Source organism: Exiguobacterium sp. KRL4 (assembly GCF_001870785.1).
In the GTDB taxonomy this organism is placed as follows: Bacteria; Bacillota; Bacilli; order Exiguobacteriales; family Exiguobacteriaceae; genus Exiguobacterium_A.
Genome location: NZ_MOLV01000005.1, coordinates 68,619 through 83,537, shown reverse-complemented (window position 1 = coordinate 83,537; position 14,919 = coordinate 68,619). Strand labels below are relative to the sequence as shown.

The window sequence follows — 14,919 nt, the reverse complement described above, 5'->3', positions numbered from 1 at the left end:
GGTAAAGTAAAATGAGAATAAAGATTTACTGTAAGGCAAAACGAATGGAGGAATCAGTCATGGCACTTGGCGTATCGAATGGAACATTAAGTCCGCTCACTGGAAAACCAAACGCGGTATCGACACAGACGGATAAAGAAGCGTTGAAAATGGCACCTTTACCGTTCAAAGGAACTTTAGCAGAATCGAAGTTTCAAATCATGCGGATTCTTCAAAGTCTTGATCGGGTAACAGTCGTCAAAGAAGATTCCGATTACATTCATGCTGTCTTCTCAAGTAAAGTCATGCGTTTTAAAGATGATGTCGAATTTTATTTTGACCAGGCGTCTCAGACAGTCCATTTCCGTTCCGCTTCGCGCGTCGGTTATTCAGACTGGGGTGTCAACCGGAAACGGATGGAAGAGATTGCAGCACGCTATAAGGAGGCTTTACGATGAAAAGTTATCAGTTGGTCGTTATTGGTGGCGGAGCAGCGGGGATGACGATTGCAGCGGGAGCGGCCAGTCTTGGTGCGCACGTCGCGTTGATTGAACGACATACACATTTAGGTGGAGACTGTTTACATTATGGTTGTGTCCCGTCAAAAGCCTTGATTGAAGCAGCACACGATGTACATGTCATGAATCAGACGGCGGCGAAATATAATATCACGCTGAACGGCGACGCCGTCTACGCGAAAACGAAAGCAAGTGTCGACCGGGCACGCAACATCATCCAATCCCATGATGGCACAAAACGTTTTGAAGATTTAGGTGTCGATGTCTACATCGGGGAAGCCAGTTTTTTGAGTGCTAACGAAGTGGAAGTAGCGGGACAACTGGTTGTTGGTGAAAAATTCGTTATTTCGACCGGCTCACAGCCGATCGTCCCACCGATTGACGGACTGGATACGATTTCATATTTGACGAACGAAACGATTTTCGAGCAGACGGAACGACCAGAACGATTACTTGTCATCGGTGGTGGCGCGATTGGTCTTGAACTGTCTCAAGCCTATGCCCATCTCGGAACAGAAGTCACGGTCATCGAAGGAGCAACAGCGCTGATGTCGAGAGAAGACAAAGGCATGGTCGAAGTATTGCAACGACAAATCGAGCAGGAATTGACGTTGCACTTGAATACGACGGTCACAAGTGTCCGAAAAGCAGCGAGTGGGATTGAAGTGACAGTCAAAACAGGAGACGAATCACGTGTCATTGAAACGGATGCAGTCCTCGTCGCTGTCGGACGGAAACCACGGATCGAAGCGTTACGTCTCGATCGTGCGGGTGTTCGCGTCGAAAAAGGATATGTCCAAGTCGATCCGTCGCTTCGAACGAACCAACGCCACATCTTTGCCGTCGGCGATACGATCCAATCGTTACCGTTTACACATGTTGCTGGTCTTGAAGGGAAAACGGTTGTCACGAACGCCTTGTTCGGTTTACGCACAAAACCAGATTACCGAGCGGTACCATGGGTGACGTTCACGACACCAGAACTTTTCCACCTCGGATTGACAGAAGAGGAAGCGCGCCAGAAATATGATGATATCAAAGTCTATCAAACGGGTCTTGATGAAGTCGATCGGTTTGTCATCAATGGTCGGACCGAAGGACGTGTCAAACTGATTGCCGATAAACGTGGGAAATTGATTGGTGCCCACGCAATCGGTGAACAGGCGGGAGAATGGATGCAGGAAGTCGTGTATGCGATGGCGCGCAAAGATAAAGTCGGACAACTATCACGTGTCGTCCATCCGTACCCGATTCGTGGAGCGGCCGTCCAACGTGCAGCGGATCTGTACTGGCGTGAACGCTTGTTTGATGGTCCATTACCAAAATGGTTAAAACGATACTTTGATTGGAAACAAGGAGAATGATGCATGCAGCAGTCTGCTAAAAAACGTAATTTCGTCCCAGTCGTCATCATCTTGACGCTTGTCATCAACCTGTTGGTCGCACTGTTATTTTTTGCGCCGCCCTTACAGGTCGGTGAGGGGTTCGATTGGACACTATTGCCTTTTCTGAACGCAATCTTCAATAGCTTTACGTTTATGTTACTTCTCGGAGCATGGATTTCAATCCGCCGGGGAAATCGGGTCAACCATCGCCGTTTTATCGGTGGTGCGATGACGACGACGACCTTGTTTCTGATTTCGTACGTGACGTATCATGCGGTCAGTGAATCGACCAAATTCGGAGGAGAAGGGTTTGTCCGTCCCTTGTATTTCGTTATCCTGATTTCGCACATCATCTTAGCAGCGGTCATCGTTCCACTCGTCTTGATGTCGCTTGCGCATGCGCTGAATCAGAATTTCGAAAAACATAAGAAGTGGACACGCTTTACGATGCCGCTTTGGTTGTATGTCAGTCTAACCGGTGTCATCGTCTATGTGATGATCCGTCCGTATTATTGAATGAGAACAGGTCCATTCCGAACGTTTCGGAATGGACCTGTTTAAGTATATAGATTTATCTTTAGCTGGAACCGTAGTTATTTGTGGTATCGGTGGATTGTTAAGGTGTGGCATTCTGATCCTCTAATACGTTTTGTGCTTTAATATCGATCAACGGACGAATCAAGACTTCGACACGCCGGTTCTGGCTCCGGCCGCGCTCTGTCTGATTCGAGGAAATCGGCTGATACTCTCCGTATCCACTTACCGTAAAGCGTTTTGGTGACAGTTGAGGATTACGTTGGAGTGCCCGCATGAAGCTGATTGCCCGTTCGGCACTGAGCTCCCAGTTCGATGGATACTGCGCCGTATTGATCGGAATGTTATCGGTATGACCAGAAACCTGAATTTGACGCTGGCCCGCTTTGACGAGCAGCGTGCTCATGCCTTGAGCGATTTGAATCGCATCTCCCTTTACGTCGGCTTGGGCAGGGGAGAAAAGAGCCCGGTCCCGAATCGTGAACACCAGACCCTCGTTCGTGACTTCGACTTTGATGTCTTTTTCAAGCTTCTGTTTTTTGATGTAGTCATTCGCTTCTTCTTTAATCTTTTCGAGTTCCGCAATCTCATAGCTCTGAGCTTTCGTGCGCGCATCCGTCTTTTTCGAATCCTCTTCTTCCTGTGAGCTCGACAAGGAACTGTTCGTAATCATGCCGGACCCGCCGTTGAAGACGGAACTAAACGATTGAGACATCGCTTTAAGTTTTACGGCATCCACGTTACTGGATGCAAAAAGAACGATGAACAGGGCGAGTAATAAGGTAAGTAAATCCGCATAAGGGATTAACCAGCCTTCGGAAATGTGTTCGTCATGCGGCTTCTTTTTCCGTTTCATACGTCGCACGCTCCTTCGGTGTCAGATAGACAAGTAATTTATCCTCCAGGTTTTTAGGAGATTCTCCGTTCTGGATGGATAAAATACCTTCAATCATCATTTCATACAGTTGAATTTCACTAGCTGACTTTTGCTTTAACTTGGTCGCAAACGGGAACCACAAGACGTATCCTGTAAAGATCCCGAACAGCGTCGCGATGAATGCGCCGGAAATCGCATGACCTAATTTTTCGATGTCCGAGAGATCGGACAAGGCCGCAACGAGTCCGATGACGGCTCCAAGAACGCCGAGTGTCGGGGCATATGTACCTGCTTGCGTGAAGATGTTTGCGTTCGCATGGTGACGTTCAGTCATGTTTTCAAGATCTCGGGTCATGACATCTTCGACATATTCTGACGGTTGACCGTCGATGACCATCATGACACCACGTCGCATGAAGGCATTGTCGACTTCTTCGAGTGCTGTTTCAAGCGACAACAAACCTTCTTTTCGGGCTTGCGTCGAAAGTGTTAAAAACTGTTGGAGTAACGTTTGTTTTGTCATCAGTTGTTGCTCAAAGAAGATGACTTTAAATAAAGCAGGGATGATCTTTAAACGTTCCTTTGGAAAGGAAATCATGATTGCCGCCGCAGTACCGGCAAAAATAATGACGAGCGCCGCCGGGTTTAGCAACGCGATAGGAGAAGCCCCTTTTAAAAACATTCCTCCGACGAGGGTGATGAGCCCTAGTATAATACCAATAATCGACACGATATCCATTTCAATTGTGCCACCTTTCCCCATGTTGTCTGATCGTGAACGAAAAATAAAAAGAGCAGAAGAGGCGTCTTCTGCTCGGAAATCCAAAAACCGAGAATCACGCGCCGTTTTCGTCGATAAGCAATTGAATGCTTTCGTTTCGTTCGTCACGCTCTATATCGGTTAATACATCGTATTTTTTTAATGCAATATACAATTCATTTAGAATTGATTGATCTACATGGAGCGATAATAATTCCTCGAATTGATAATACAACTGTGCGGGCATCCATTGTGATTGGCGTTCTAGCCTTCGCCAGACGTCCTCAATCGTATGGTCAGCCGTCCTAGGGTCCACTGTTTCCTTCAACCTCCTTTTATGATTAAACGTCGACTTTTATCTATTTTACCAAAAAAAAACGAAAACGTTTAGCGGATTGCAGATTTAAATAGAACAAATGTTTTTGAGAGAGTATGATAGATTCAATTGGGTCATTTCATCTAGGAGGAGTAAGAATATGTTTTCACATAAAAGACGTTCGCGATTAGCCAAGTTCGGGCGGTTTGGAGAAGTGGTGTATCATCAATTATTTGATAAACCAGCTCGTTTTATTGCGATGGGTTTTACATTAACGATTTTATTGGGCGGCTTTTTATTGTGGTTACCAATCGCTCAACAGGAAGGTCAAGATGTCTCATTTATTGATTGTCTGTTTGTCGCGACGTCTGCCGGAACAGTAACTGGTTTGTCGCCGATCAACATCGCGGAAGCCTATAATCTGTTGGGGCAGATTATTCTGATGTTGTTGATTCAGATTGGTGGACTAGGTTTCATGACGATTGCGCTTGTCCTGTTGAGTGTGACAGGACGAAAAATCGGAATTCGTCAACGGATCATCATTCAAGAGATGTTTAATCTCGATAGTCCGGGCGGTACGATTCGTCTTGTCCGCCATATCATTTTGACGACGGTCGTCGTTGAATTGATTGGGATGCTATTGATTGCTCTCGACTTGTTCATTCAATACAAATACACGCTCGGAAAATCATTATATTATGGGTTGTTCCATGCGGTCTCAGCCTTCAATAACGCCGGCTTTGCTTTATGGGGAGACAACTTGATCGGGTTCCAGCAGGATACGACGTTCATCCTGACGATTGCAGCATTATTGATGATTGGTGGACTTGGTTTTACGGTCATCGCCGATTTGTCGGCGAAACGCAGCTTCAAGAAGATTTCCTTACACTCCAAGTTGATGGTGCTATCGCTTGTTGTCATCAACGGTCTTGGTGTCATCGCGATGATGTTGTATGAATGGGTGTCTAATTTAGGGTCACTCAAGGACTATTCGTTTTTCGAAGCGCTCCATATCGTCTTCTTCCAAGTCGTCACGACGCGGACGGCAGGTTTCCAGACGATTGATTTAACGACGATGGTCCCGTTGTCGATTGGATTGATGATGGTCTTGATGTATATCGGGGCAGGTTCTGCTTCGACGGGATCCGGAATCAAGGTCACGACGGCGGCCGTCATCTTAAAAAACGTCTGGACCTATCTACGTGGACAACGAGAGACGGTCTTGATGCGACGAACAGTTCGACCACAAGCCATCCAAAAAGCGTATGCGATCGCCGTCTTCAGTCTCTTGTTCATTGCCTTGATTACGACGTTACTGGCATTGACTCAGCCGAATCTCTCATTCATCGGTTTATTTTATGAAACGGTCTCAGCATTCGGCACAGTCGGACTTTCGCTGAACGTGACGGCAGAATTAAACAGTTTTGGTAAGTCGTTGATCATGTTCATGATGTTGCTTGGTCGGGTCGGGTCCTTAACGATTCTCTTTACCTTTGCGACGCAACACGACCGGACGATTCGTTATCCGAAAGAAAATATGTTGATCGGTTGATGTTCAACAACAGGTAAAAAAGTGTCGTTCACCCTGGTTTCATGGGGCGGACGACACTTTTTTAATGGACGAAGGACAGGCGTTCTGAAATCGGCCTTATGATGACCCGTGAGTCGGTCATCCGGTCATCGCGCGTCATGCTGTTGTCTTCGGTGATCTGCCACTTCGAACCATGTAACGTATTAAGGGCGGTCGCGATGTCGAAGAATGAATGATCTCGATTGCCATTGGCAAGATACAGACCAGGTGTCTTTGATGTGATGAGTGTATACAGCGTATCTGCCGTGTCTTCTAAGAAAGCGCAGGAAGGATACCAGTTCGCGCTGGCAGGAATCTCTCCTGAGGCAGCATGACGTTCTAAGTAGTCGATCATATTATTGGATCCGGCTGCTTGTCCGATTTGCCAACCGATCCGAACGATGTAGGCATTCGGATTGACCGCTTGAATGAGTCGTTCACATGTCCGTTTGTATAAACCGTACTCATCTTCTGCTTCAGGGGCGACGAAAGGGTCGTGAGGACCCTGTTGATGATCAGCATAGACAGATGCCGTACTTGTGAAAAGGAACGGGATATTTCGTTCGAACGACAGACGGGCAAGTGTCTCGGCGAATTCAGCAGAACCCATTCCGATATGAAGTAACAGGTCCGGTTGAACCCGGTCGATGAACGCTTCCATGAGCGCGAGGTCCGTCGTCGAGACGACGGATCGGTCCCATGCCGTCACGTCATAGCCCTGTGTCCGGAAGACATCTGCTACGACGGGGGCGACCGTCCCGTTCATGCCAGTAATCAAAACATTCATGTCGTTTCCTCCATCTGTGGGTGCTTTTTTTTATAATAGGTGACGAGCCGAGGAATGAGTTCTGCCAAATCAGGACAGACGATACCGGTCCCATCGAGATCGCGTAACGTGTTACTTGTGTCATACCGTACCGGATGGACAAAATAATCAAGCGTCTGCCGTTGCATCTGCAGTCGCTTAGCGACACGCGGCGTCAAGACCGATGTGACGAGACGAAACGGGACGACACCGCGTGGATACGAACCGTAGTAGACGACATGTAACATCTCGTAGATGGCACGGGCACCATGTGGAAAGGGATCCGTTAGATGATACGTCTTCTGAACGCCTGTCGGGGCATGACTGAGATAGGTTGTCGCATTGACGACATAATCATAAGGAACCAGATTGACGAGTGCGTTCGCGCGTCCTGCATAGGGTAACGGCGAAAATTTGTTCAGCAGTCGTAAGGCGTTTAGGACGAAGTAGACACCATCCCATTTAGGTGTTTCCCCCGTCTGTGAATGTCCGACGACGATACCGGGACGGATGATCGTATAGGGCAATGTCCCGATTTCTTTTCGGAACCGGACTTCTGCGAGATATTTTGTTTCTTCATAGGCATTTTTAAAAGCCATATGATGGATCAATTCGTTTTCAAACACTGTTCCCGTCCGTAGACCAGATACGTATGCGGTACTGAAATAGACATATCGTTCTAAGTGAGTGAAGGTATGGGCGAGTCGTGTCACGTTAGATGTGCCGACGACGTTGATACGGAAAGCCGTATCGTAGGAAGTCGCTAGATCATACAGTGCCGCAAGATGAAATAAGTGGGTGACACGAAAAGCCAGTTCTTGCCGAACATCTTTCGATAAACCAAGTCCCTCCTTTGTGATATCACCTTCGACTAAAACCAACTGTTCTTCTTTTAAGGCGGTCGTTTTTAAAAAATGGTTCTTTTGGGCAACAGCACCGGCATGCTCGTGCTTGAGGTGAAGCAAATAAAAACACTCAATCTGTTCCGGAACAAGCGCGAGCCGTTCGATGAGCTTCGTTGCCAAGAAACCCGGAAAACCGGTCATCAAGTAAGTTCGTTTCATAGTTTCTCAAATTCCTTTCGTGGATCAAGCTCCAACACGATTGTAAACGTGGATCCGTGATTTAGTTCTGATTCGACGGAGATGGCACCGCCATGGGATTCGATGATTTCCTTACAAATCGCAAGCCCGAGCCCCGTCCCGCCAATCTTCCGGACGTCCGAGTTATCGACCCGGTAAAATTTCGTGAACAGTTTATCAAAAGCATTTTGAGGAATTCCAAGTCCATAATCCTTTACGGTCAAAATCGCTTGATCCGCCGATTGTTCGAGTCGAACATCGATGTGGTCTGATGAAGGTGAATACTTGATCGCATTCGATAATAAGTTGATGATGACTTGTTTGACCTTATCTTCGTCTGCGAAGATCAGAATCGGATCATCGTTTAGATGAACACGAATTGTATGGGTTTCGGCCGTCTCACCAAAGGTTTCAATCGTTTCGAGAAGAAGCTGGCGCAACGAAAACGGTTTGAAGGCATATTCCTGTTTGCCACCCTCCATGCGTTGGATGTCTAAAAAATCATTCAGTAGGGTGGTCAGTCGTTTGGCTTCGTCATGAACGATTTTTATATAGCGTTTTGTCTTCTCCGGTGTCGGTTGTCGATAACGTAACAGTTCCATGAAACCAAGGATCGAGGAAAGGGGGGTACGCAATTCGTGCGACACGGTACTGACCAATTCATCTTTGACTTGATCCATTTTTTGCTCTTCGGTCCGATCGCGGAAGACGAACAAAAAACCATGTCGGGAAAAACGACTTTTTTCCTTTTTGATGGACGTCGCATAAAATTCAAAATAATGATTACTGGATTCATCCGGCTGCTGTAACATGAACCGGAAGGCGATTTCGGAATGTTTTCCGGCCAACAACTCTTCGACTTGCTGCAGCATGGCATAACGTGTTGCTAAATCCAGATTCGGGATCATGCTGATCCGCTCCTGAATCTTACTTGGAGCGATACCGGGGACATCAAGTAGTTTGCGTGCCTTGACATTCATATAGATGAAACTGCCGTCTTCTTCCGTCAATAAGAAACCTTCGTTCGAAGCTTGCAGGATCGATTGGGTGATATCCCGTTGCCGCATGATGGCATTTTTTTCACGCTCTAACATTTTTTCGATTTTTTTTCGTTCGCTGATGTCGCGGACGACGGCGACACGCATTCGTGTTTTATCGTATGTGATTTCGCGAGGAAACACTTCGATTCCGACGGACGTACCATCCGCCCGTCTGCCGATGACTTCATACGGCTCCTCGTAGTGGGCAGTGATTCGTTGCATGACAGACTCTTGAAACTCAGGTTGAATGAGATCAAGAATCTGATGCCCCTTCATCAATTCAAGTTTGGTCCGAAAGATAATTTCGGCTGCGCGATTGGCGTCGAGAATAACACCTTGATCATGGAAGATGACGGCTTCAAGAACCGATTCTGCAATCAATCGGAAACGGCGTTCACTTTGAGCGAGATGCGTTTCGACTTGCTTTTGGGAACTGATATCCGTGATGAATAAGAAAAATCCGCCGTCTTCGAGTCGCGTCATATAGAGGCGTCCATGAAAACGAGAGCCGTCTTTCCGATGATAGGTCCATTCGTTTTCAGTATCCCGACCGTGAAGCAAAAGAATATCTTCATCGGCTAAGTTTTTAAGATTCAATTGTTCAAGATGTTGTTTTCGGAGTTGGAATTCTTCCGCATCATGCAGCGAGATGGGTGTGACATGATCGAACGGATCTGTAAGATCAAATCCAAACATCGTGCTCGCCGCTTCATTCATCGAGGTGATGAAGAAATTCGAGTCGGTAACGAGTAAGGCGGCATCAATCGTTGAGTTCAACAACTGTCTTAAGTCGAGTGATTTGATGGTTACCAAATAGAAATCAGTCTGCTCCAACGGCGAAAAGGTCAACGCATAGGGGGGCGAAACGATTCGAACCTGATGAGAGAGCGGGAAAAGTGTTTCTTCTATTGAAAAAAACGAAGAAAGCGAAACGTCAGCTGACGTTGTCAGGAATTGTTTGTGAAATGCAGGATTCGCAAAGTCGATCATACCTAGTCGATCAACCAACACGACAGGTTCTTCGAGAGCGCGTAACGTTGCATGGATGACTCTGCTGGAAGAAGGAGATGAATGTTCTGCCATGAGCTGCCTCCTTAAAAAAAGATAAGCGATGGGTATGTTCGCATCAAAAAGTCACTAGCGATAGGGATGTATTCTCTATATATTCTCCGTCGAATGACGACGTTCCTTTTGAATGAACAAGACATCCATAAATTTAGTATGATGAGATCAAGGTAATAAGCATATTTGGTTTGCTGTACATAGGTCATATGAAAGCAGTTTACAGACAGGAGGGGGAAAGGGAAATGATGCAGAAACGGACGAAACGAAGGCTGATTGCCTTGCTATTCGCATTTATCGGAATAATTGGATCTTATTTTTTTTCGAGTTCTTGGGAACCTTTAATCTTGATTATCAGTATAGTAGGGTGTACACTCTTTTTAATCCTTTCCTTCCTTACACCGTCGCTTGCGAATCGCTTGGATCGGATGGAAGGGCGCGAGTTTGAGGAATGGTTAGTCGAGCTTTTTGAAACAGCCGGGTATCGTGTCGAGTTGACACCGGCCTCACGCGATTTCGGAGCAGATTTGTTGATTGAAGACGCACAAGGGTATAGGATTGCGATTCAAGCGAAACGATACGGTTCAGCCGTTGGTCTTGAAGCGGTTCAACAAGTGGCTGCCGCCGTCCCGTTTTATGACATGGATGAGGGATGGGTCGTGACCAACTCGTCTTATACGGAAGCCGCTTATCGCTTAGCTGAACCGAACCGGGTTCGCTTGATTGATCGAAACGAATTACTGGAATTTGCCCATGAGATTGGCTTTCGCTAACATTGTCGAATGATTGTCGACAAAAGGGGGTTGTCAATTTGTTCAAACGGTGTAATAATCATTTTCGTTAACGAAATATCAGTCAGATAAAGAAAATCAATTTATTCGGAATGTCTAAATATACTGGGGACGAACTACCAGCACTTTTTAGCAGTGAGAGGAGAATTTCTGTTGCGCAAAGTTGTCTATGTGCAGGGTTGCGTTTTTTCGCAAGGTCATGCCGCGATTTATGATGAGTCCCACCAAATGATTGGTGCGGTTCAACACGACGAAACAGGTCGTGTCGAAGTAATGAATGGTGAAGGTAGAGGGGTAGCGTTTGGTAAGTTCATCCCGACATGTAAGAAATGGGTCGTGATGAACCACGATGGTCAAGAAGTAGGTCAAATGCGTGAGAAATTTTCACTCTTCTCGAAGAAATGTGAGTATAACGTGTATGAACGTGGCACGTATACCATTTCCTTCGACCTGACAAAAGGAAAATTCTCAGTTCGGAGTTCAGCGGGAGAAGTCGTCGCAGAATTGCTGCAAGACGGCGACGAATACCGTCTCGTCAAAGATGCGGACAAACTTTCGATGTATGAACTGCTCTCTGTCTTAAAAAGTCTAACGAACACCGTCAACTACAAATCGCTTACAGCGGTTTAATCCAAAAAAAGATGTCCTCTCGTCTACGACGGAAGGACATCTTTTTTTGATTAAGTCTGTAAGACTTGCTGAAGGCGTTGCTTCGCTTCGTGCGTCAGATGCGATATACGGCGTGCATAGAGACAAAGTTGAAGGACATGGACTGTTTCAGGGCGGTACGCATTGATTCGTTCTAAGGACCGTCTCAGGCGTTTTTCCGTCAATTCAATCGGACCGCTTGTTTCCGAATGTTGTGTATAAACAAGATAAAAATCAAGCGGGCTGATCAAGTCGTCTTCATCGATGTTTGGGTTCTTAAAGACGATCGTCAATAATTCCCGTGTTTCTTCTAATGAAAACAGATGCTTCAGATCATCGAGCAAGTAGATGATGGCAGCTTGATTGATGGAATACTTCTTGCCACGGTGCGGGACACCGATGATGTCACGGACTTCACGTTTCGTCCAGTTTTGAATCGTTGTTGCCGACATGTGTTCCCCGATCAATGCGTTGGCAAGATGGACGATTTCATTAATGGACAAACCGTTTTTAGTAGAATCAAATTGTTTAAGGCGGGTTATTACTTTCGGAAGCTCGGCTTCCTCTTCTGAAACGAGCGGACCGATTCCTTTACCTTCTTTTAAACGAAGTAGGCAGCCGGATAACGTTTGAACTGCTTGAGCATCATACATTCAGAATACTTCCTCTCTAGAACGTCATTTGACCTTATGTTAACAAATGAAGGTTCGAAAGAGCAAACGCCAATCGAACACAGTACAATGGAAGTAGCAGAAAAAGGGGGATTCGCATGGAGTGGATTGCTGCAATCGGAACAGTCGTCATCGTTGGAACGGTCTTAATGCTACTGGAATGGATCGGACGAAAAAGACAGGCACAACCGGAAACGATTCGAAAATGGATTCATATCGCGGTCGGACATTGGGTCTTTTTGGCACTAGCCTGGATCAATCATTGGTATATCGCGATTGTCCCACTACTCTTTTTTATAATTGTTAATCTTGTGACCTTAAAACGAGGGACCGGGCAAATGAATCAGGTCGAACGGATTTCCTACGGGACGGTCTATTACCCAGCGTCACTAGCAGTATTAGTCTTCCTGTTTTTCGAACAGGAACCGATGGCTCTCGTCGCGGGGAGTATGGTTCTTGCCTGGGGAGACGGATTGGCCGCTCTCGTCGGGAAACGTTTTGGAAAAACATTTTATACCCGCGGAAAAATCCAACGCTCGTTTGAGGGGAGCATCGCGATGTTCCTCGCCTCGTTCCTTGTCCTGACATTAACGTTTTTGTTTTATGAATTACCGTCTTGGCTCGCCGTCAGCTACGGATTTTTACTGGCCAATATCGCCACGTTGATTGAAGCCGTTTCGTACCGGGACACCGATAATCTGTTGATTCCATTGACGATTGGTGCCCTCGTCGCCTTCGCTCTTTAAGTCATCTGCGGTGCAGCAGGCGATTGATCCAGTACCGTGACCGGATGGATAGATATAACGGAACGGATCGCAATCCGGCATGACGAAACGTCAAGTCGCGGCAAATGTCGGTGAAAATCTTGCGATACATCCGTTCATCGGATTGATCGTGGATGGCTGCCCACATACTATGTTCGACCATCAAGGATAAAAGTGAATCAAGACGCGCAGTGGTCGCTTCGTCCGGTTCACCGTCAAGTGTCTTACAAAAGGCGTCATACCGCATTTCAGCGTTATTAGCGGCAATTGCGTGAAACACCATATCGTGCCGATGTTCAGGAATTTCGATGAGTAATGCATAAAGCGATTCCAAGACATGCTCGTCGTGATCCGGCATCGACTGCATCATATCGATCGTCATCAATGTCCCTTCTCCTCCAGGTCCGATCTTTTTCAAATACTGCAGGGCGTGATGCGCAGCCTCCCCATGAAATGCACGATCGTAATAATGGACGGCAAGGTGGCGATGGACAATCGGTTCGTCCGGGAAAAGCTTGAGGGCAGTCAAGAAGTGTTGTTCCGCCTCGTGCTGAAATTGCTCCACTTCGCTCATCAAACCAAGAAGCAGGTGGGCCCGGACATGATCTCCCGTCTTATCACGCGCCGACTCGATTTGTTGACGTGCTGCTGAAAAATTTTGGGCGTGGAACAACCCGTAGGCATGTGCGATACCGGGAAGGGGATGGGTTGGTGCCAAGTGCTGAAGGTATTGAATCTTTTCATGCAATCGCTCCACTTCGATTTCAGAAGTCAGGTGATACAAGAGGTCAAGTTCTGCAAACGGAATCGTGATGTCGTTTGAATGTGCGTGTAACGTATGTGTCATATCTAATCCACCTTATGTCATGTTATCTTTTCATCATATAGGATATCTGAGACAAGAAACAGTCCGTTGCGCGAAGCAACGGACTGTTTCTTGTCTACATGTTATGAGATTAAGCGTGCAAGTGGAGAACATCCTCAACGGATTTATACGTGTAACCCAAGTCACGTGCAACGGCTTCGTACGTGACGAATCCTTGTGCGACATTCAGACCTTTTTCAAGAGCTGTATTCTCAGCGAGTGCACGGTGTGTTCCTTTGTTTGCGAGTTCCAGAACATAAGGAAGCGTCGCATTCGTCAAAGCGAGTGTCGATGTGCGGGGAACGGCACCCGGCATGTTGGCAACAGCGTAATGGACGACACCGAACTTCTCATACGTCGGATCATCATGTGTTGAGATCCGGTCGACCGTTTCAAAAATTCCACCTTGGTCAATCGCAACGTCGACGATGACCGAACCTGGTTTCATTCGTTCGACCATTTCAGCCGTGACGAGTTTTGGGGCTTTCGCTCCCGGAATCAAGACGGCACCGACGACAAGATCACTTTCAGCGACTGCTTCCGCAATCGTATACGGATTTGAAATCAATGTGTTGATTGAATTGCCGAAGATGTCATCGAGCTGGCGGAGGCGTTCCGGACTGACATCGATGATCGTCACGTCAGCACCAAGACCAACCGCAAGCTTCGCAGCGTTTGTTCCGACGACACCACCGCCGATGACCGTGACTTTACCACGACGGACACCAGGGACACCTGCTAAGAGAATGCCCATGCCGCCATGCGGTTTTTCGAGGAACTGGGCTCCGATTTGTGACGCCATGCGACCAGCCACTTCACTCATCGGTGTTAAGAGTGGTAACGTCCGGTTTTTTTCAACCGTTTCGTATGCGATGGCTGTAATGTTTGAATCAACGAGTGCACGTGTCAATTCAGGTTCTGCCGCGAGGTGCAAGTACGTGAACAGTGTCAGTTCCGGACGGAAATATTGGTATTCCGAAGCAACCGGTTCTTTTACTTTGAGTGCAAGCTCAGCAGTTGCCCAAACTTCAGCAGCCGTCTCGATGATTTGTGCACCGGCCTGCGTATATTCTTCGTTTGTAAAGCCACTCCCCATACCGGCTGTTGTTTCGACGATGACCGTATGTCCTTGACCCGTTAAGGCTGCTACCCCAGCAGGCGTTAACGCAACACGGTTTTCGTTATTTTTAATTTCCTTTAATACTCCGATGATCATAAATGCGATCCCCTTTCGCGAATAAACAAACAGTGT

Annotated in this window: 16 protein-coding genes; 7 read left to right on the top strand and 9 right to left on the bottom strand. The window is 46.9% G+C overall.

The genetic code is table 11. From position 1 onward, the window contains the following. Positions 1-59: 59 nt before the first annotated feature. The 3 genes from BLD48_RS04795 to BLD48_RS04785 are packed head-to-tail and all read left to right on the top strand — an operon-like array spanning position 60 to position 2,398. The gene (locus BLD48_RS04795) at positions 60-437 is read left to right on the top strand and encodes a DUF1499 domain-containing protein (protein ID WP_071499171.1); all 378 of its coding nucleotides are present in this window, start codon (positions 60-62) and stop codon (positions 435-437) included. After that, a complete protein-coding gene (locus tag BLD48_RS04790; protein ID WP_071499170.1) occupies positions 434-1,861 on the top strand; it encodes a dihydrolipoyl dehydrogenase family protein in 1,428 nt (475 codons plus the stop codon). Before BLD48_RS04795 ends, BLD48_RS04790 begins: the two co-directional genes overlap by 4 nt. Before the next feature lie 3 nt (positions 1,862-1,864). Further along, complete coding sequence (locus tag BLD48_RS04785; RefSeq protein WP_071499169.1) at positions 1,865-2,398, top strand: DUF420 domain-containing protein; 534 nt, start codon at positions 1,865-1,867, stop codon at positions 2,396-2,398. 100 nt (positions 2,399-2,498) lie between these two features. Here the strand turns inward: BLD48_RS04785 and BLD48_RS04780 are convergent, their stop codons facing one another. From BLD48_RS04780 to BLD48_RS04770, 3 genes are all read right to left on the bottom strand, one after another. Continuing rightward, positions 2,499-3,272: a flagellar motor protein MotB gene (locus BLD48_RS04780; protein ID WP_071499168.1), complete on the bottom strand. Its 774-nt coding sequence runs from the start codon at positions 3,270-3,272 to the stop codon at positions 2,499-2,501. Next, positions 3,247-4,032: a flagellar motor stator protein MotA gene (gene motA / locus BLD48_RS04775; protein ID WP_014971592.1), complete on the bottom strand. Its 786-nt coding sequence runs from the start codon at positions 4,030-4,032 to the stop codon at positions 3,247-3,249. Before motA ends, BLD48_RS04780 begins: the two co-directional genes overlap by 26 nt. 97 nt (positions 4,033-4,129) lie before the next feature. After that, a complete protein-coding gene (locus BLD48_RS04770; RefSeq protein ID WP_014971591.1) occupies positions 4,130-4,369 on the bottom strand; it encodes a hypothetical protein in 240 nt (79 codons plus the stop codon). 160 nt (positions 4,370-4,529) lie between these two features. On the opposite strand from BLD48_RS04770, the gene BLD48_RS04765 reads away from it, so the two are divergent. Then, positions 4,530-5,921 (top strand): TrkH family potassium uptake protein, encoded by a 1,392-nt coding sequence (locus tag BLD48_RS04765; protein WP_071499167.1) that lies wholly within the window; start codon positions 4,530-4,532, stop codon positions 5,919-5,921. Between the two features lie 61 nt (positions 5,922-5,982). Here BLD48_RS04765 and BLD48_RS04760 read toward each other — a convergent pair whose 3' ends face one another. Genes BLD48_RS04760 through BLD48_RS04750 form a run of 3 tightly spaced genes read right to left on the bottom strand, consistent with a single transcriptional unit; the run spans position 5,983 to position 9,949 of the window. Next, complete coding sequence (locus BLD48_RS04760) at positions 5,983-6,726, bottom strand: sugar nucleotide-binding protein (protein WP_071499166.1); 744 nt, start codon at positions 6,724-6,726, stop codon at positions 5,983-5,985. Beyond that, positions 6,723-7,808, bottom strand: coding sequence for an SDR family oxidoreductase (locus BLD48_RS04755; RefSeq protein ID WP_071499165.1), 1,086 nt, complete (start codon positions 7,806-7,808; stop codon positions 6,723-6,725). Before BLD48_RS04755 ends, BLD48_RS04760 begins: the two co-directional genes overlap by 4 nt. Further along, complete coding sequence (locus BLD48_RS04750; RefSeq protein WP_071499164.1) at positions 7,805-9,949, bottom strand: PAS domain-containing sensor histidine kinase; 2,145 nt, start codon at positions 9,947-9,949, stop codon at positions 7,805-7,807. Before BLD48_RS04750 ends, BLD48_RS04755 begins: the two co-directional genes overlap by 4 nt. A gap of 224 nt (positions 9,950-10,173) precedes the next feature. Here BLD48_RS04750 and BLD48_RS04745 point away from each other — a divergent pair, with 224 nt between their 5' ends. Then, the gene (locus BLD48_RS04745) at positions 10,174-10,701 is read left to right on the top strand and encodes a restriction endonuclease (protein ID WP_083412241.1); all 528 of its coding nucleotides are present in this window, start codon (positions 10,174-10,176) and stop codon (positions 10,699-10,701) included. Positions 10,702-10,872: 171 nt separating this feature from the next. Further along, entirely contained in the window at positions 10,873-11,349 is a 477-nt protein-coding gene (locus BLD48_RS04740) for an LURP-one-related family protein (protein ID WP_071499163.1), read from the top strand. A gap of 50 nt (positions 11,350-11,399) precedes the next feature. On the opposite strand, the gene BLD48_RS04735 is transcribed toward BLD48_RS04740, so the two are convergent. Next, positions 11,400-12,020, bottom strand: a complete 621-nt coding sequence (locus BLD48_RS04735; protein ID WP_071499162.1) for a DUF1836 domain-containing protein — start codon at positions 12,018-12,020, stop codon at positions 11,400-11,402. Positions 12,021-12,136: 116 nt separating this feature from the next. Between BLD48_RS04735 and BLD48_RS04730 the strand changes: the two genes are divergently transcribed. Next, positions 12,137-12,784, top strand: a complete 648-nt coding sequence (locus BLD48_RS04730) for a diacylglycerol/polyprenol kinase family protein (protein WP_071499161.1) — start codon at positions 12,137-12,139, stop codon at positions 12,782-12,784. A gap of 1 nt (position 12,785) precedes the next feature. Here BLD48_RS04730 and BLD48_RS04725 read toward each other — a convergent pair whose 3' ends face one another. Beyond that, a complete protein-coding gene (locus BLD48_RS04725; RefSeq protein ID WP_071499160.1) occupies positions 12,786-13,649 on the bottom strand; it encodes a tetratricopeptide repeat protein in 864 nt (287 codons plus the stop codon). Between the two features lie 109 nt (positions 13,650-13,758). Further along, the gene (gene ald / locus BLD48_RS04720) at positions 13,759-14,883 is read right to left on the bottom strand and encodes an alanine dehydrogenase (RefSeq protein WP_071499159.1); all 1,125 of its coding nucleotides are present in this window, start codon (positions 14,881-14,883) and stop codon (positions 13,759-13,761) included. Between the last annotated feature and the right edge of the window lie 36 nt (positions 14,884-14,919).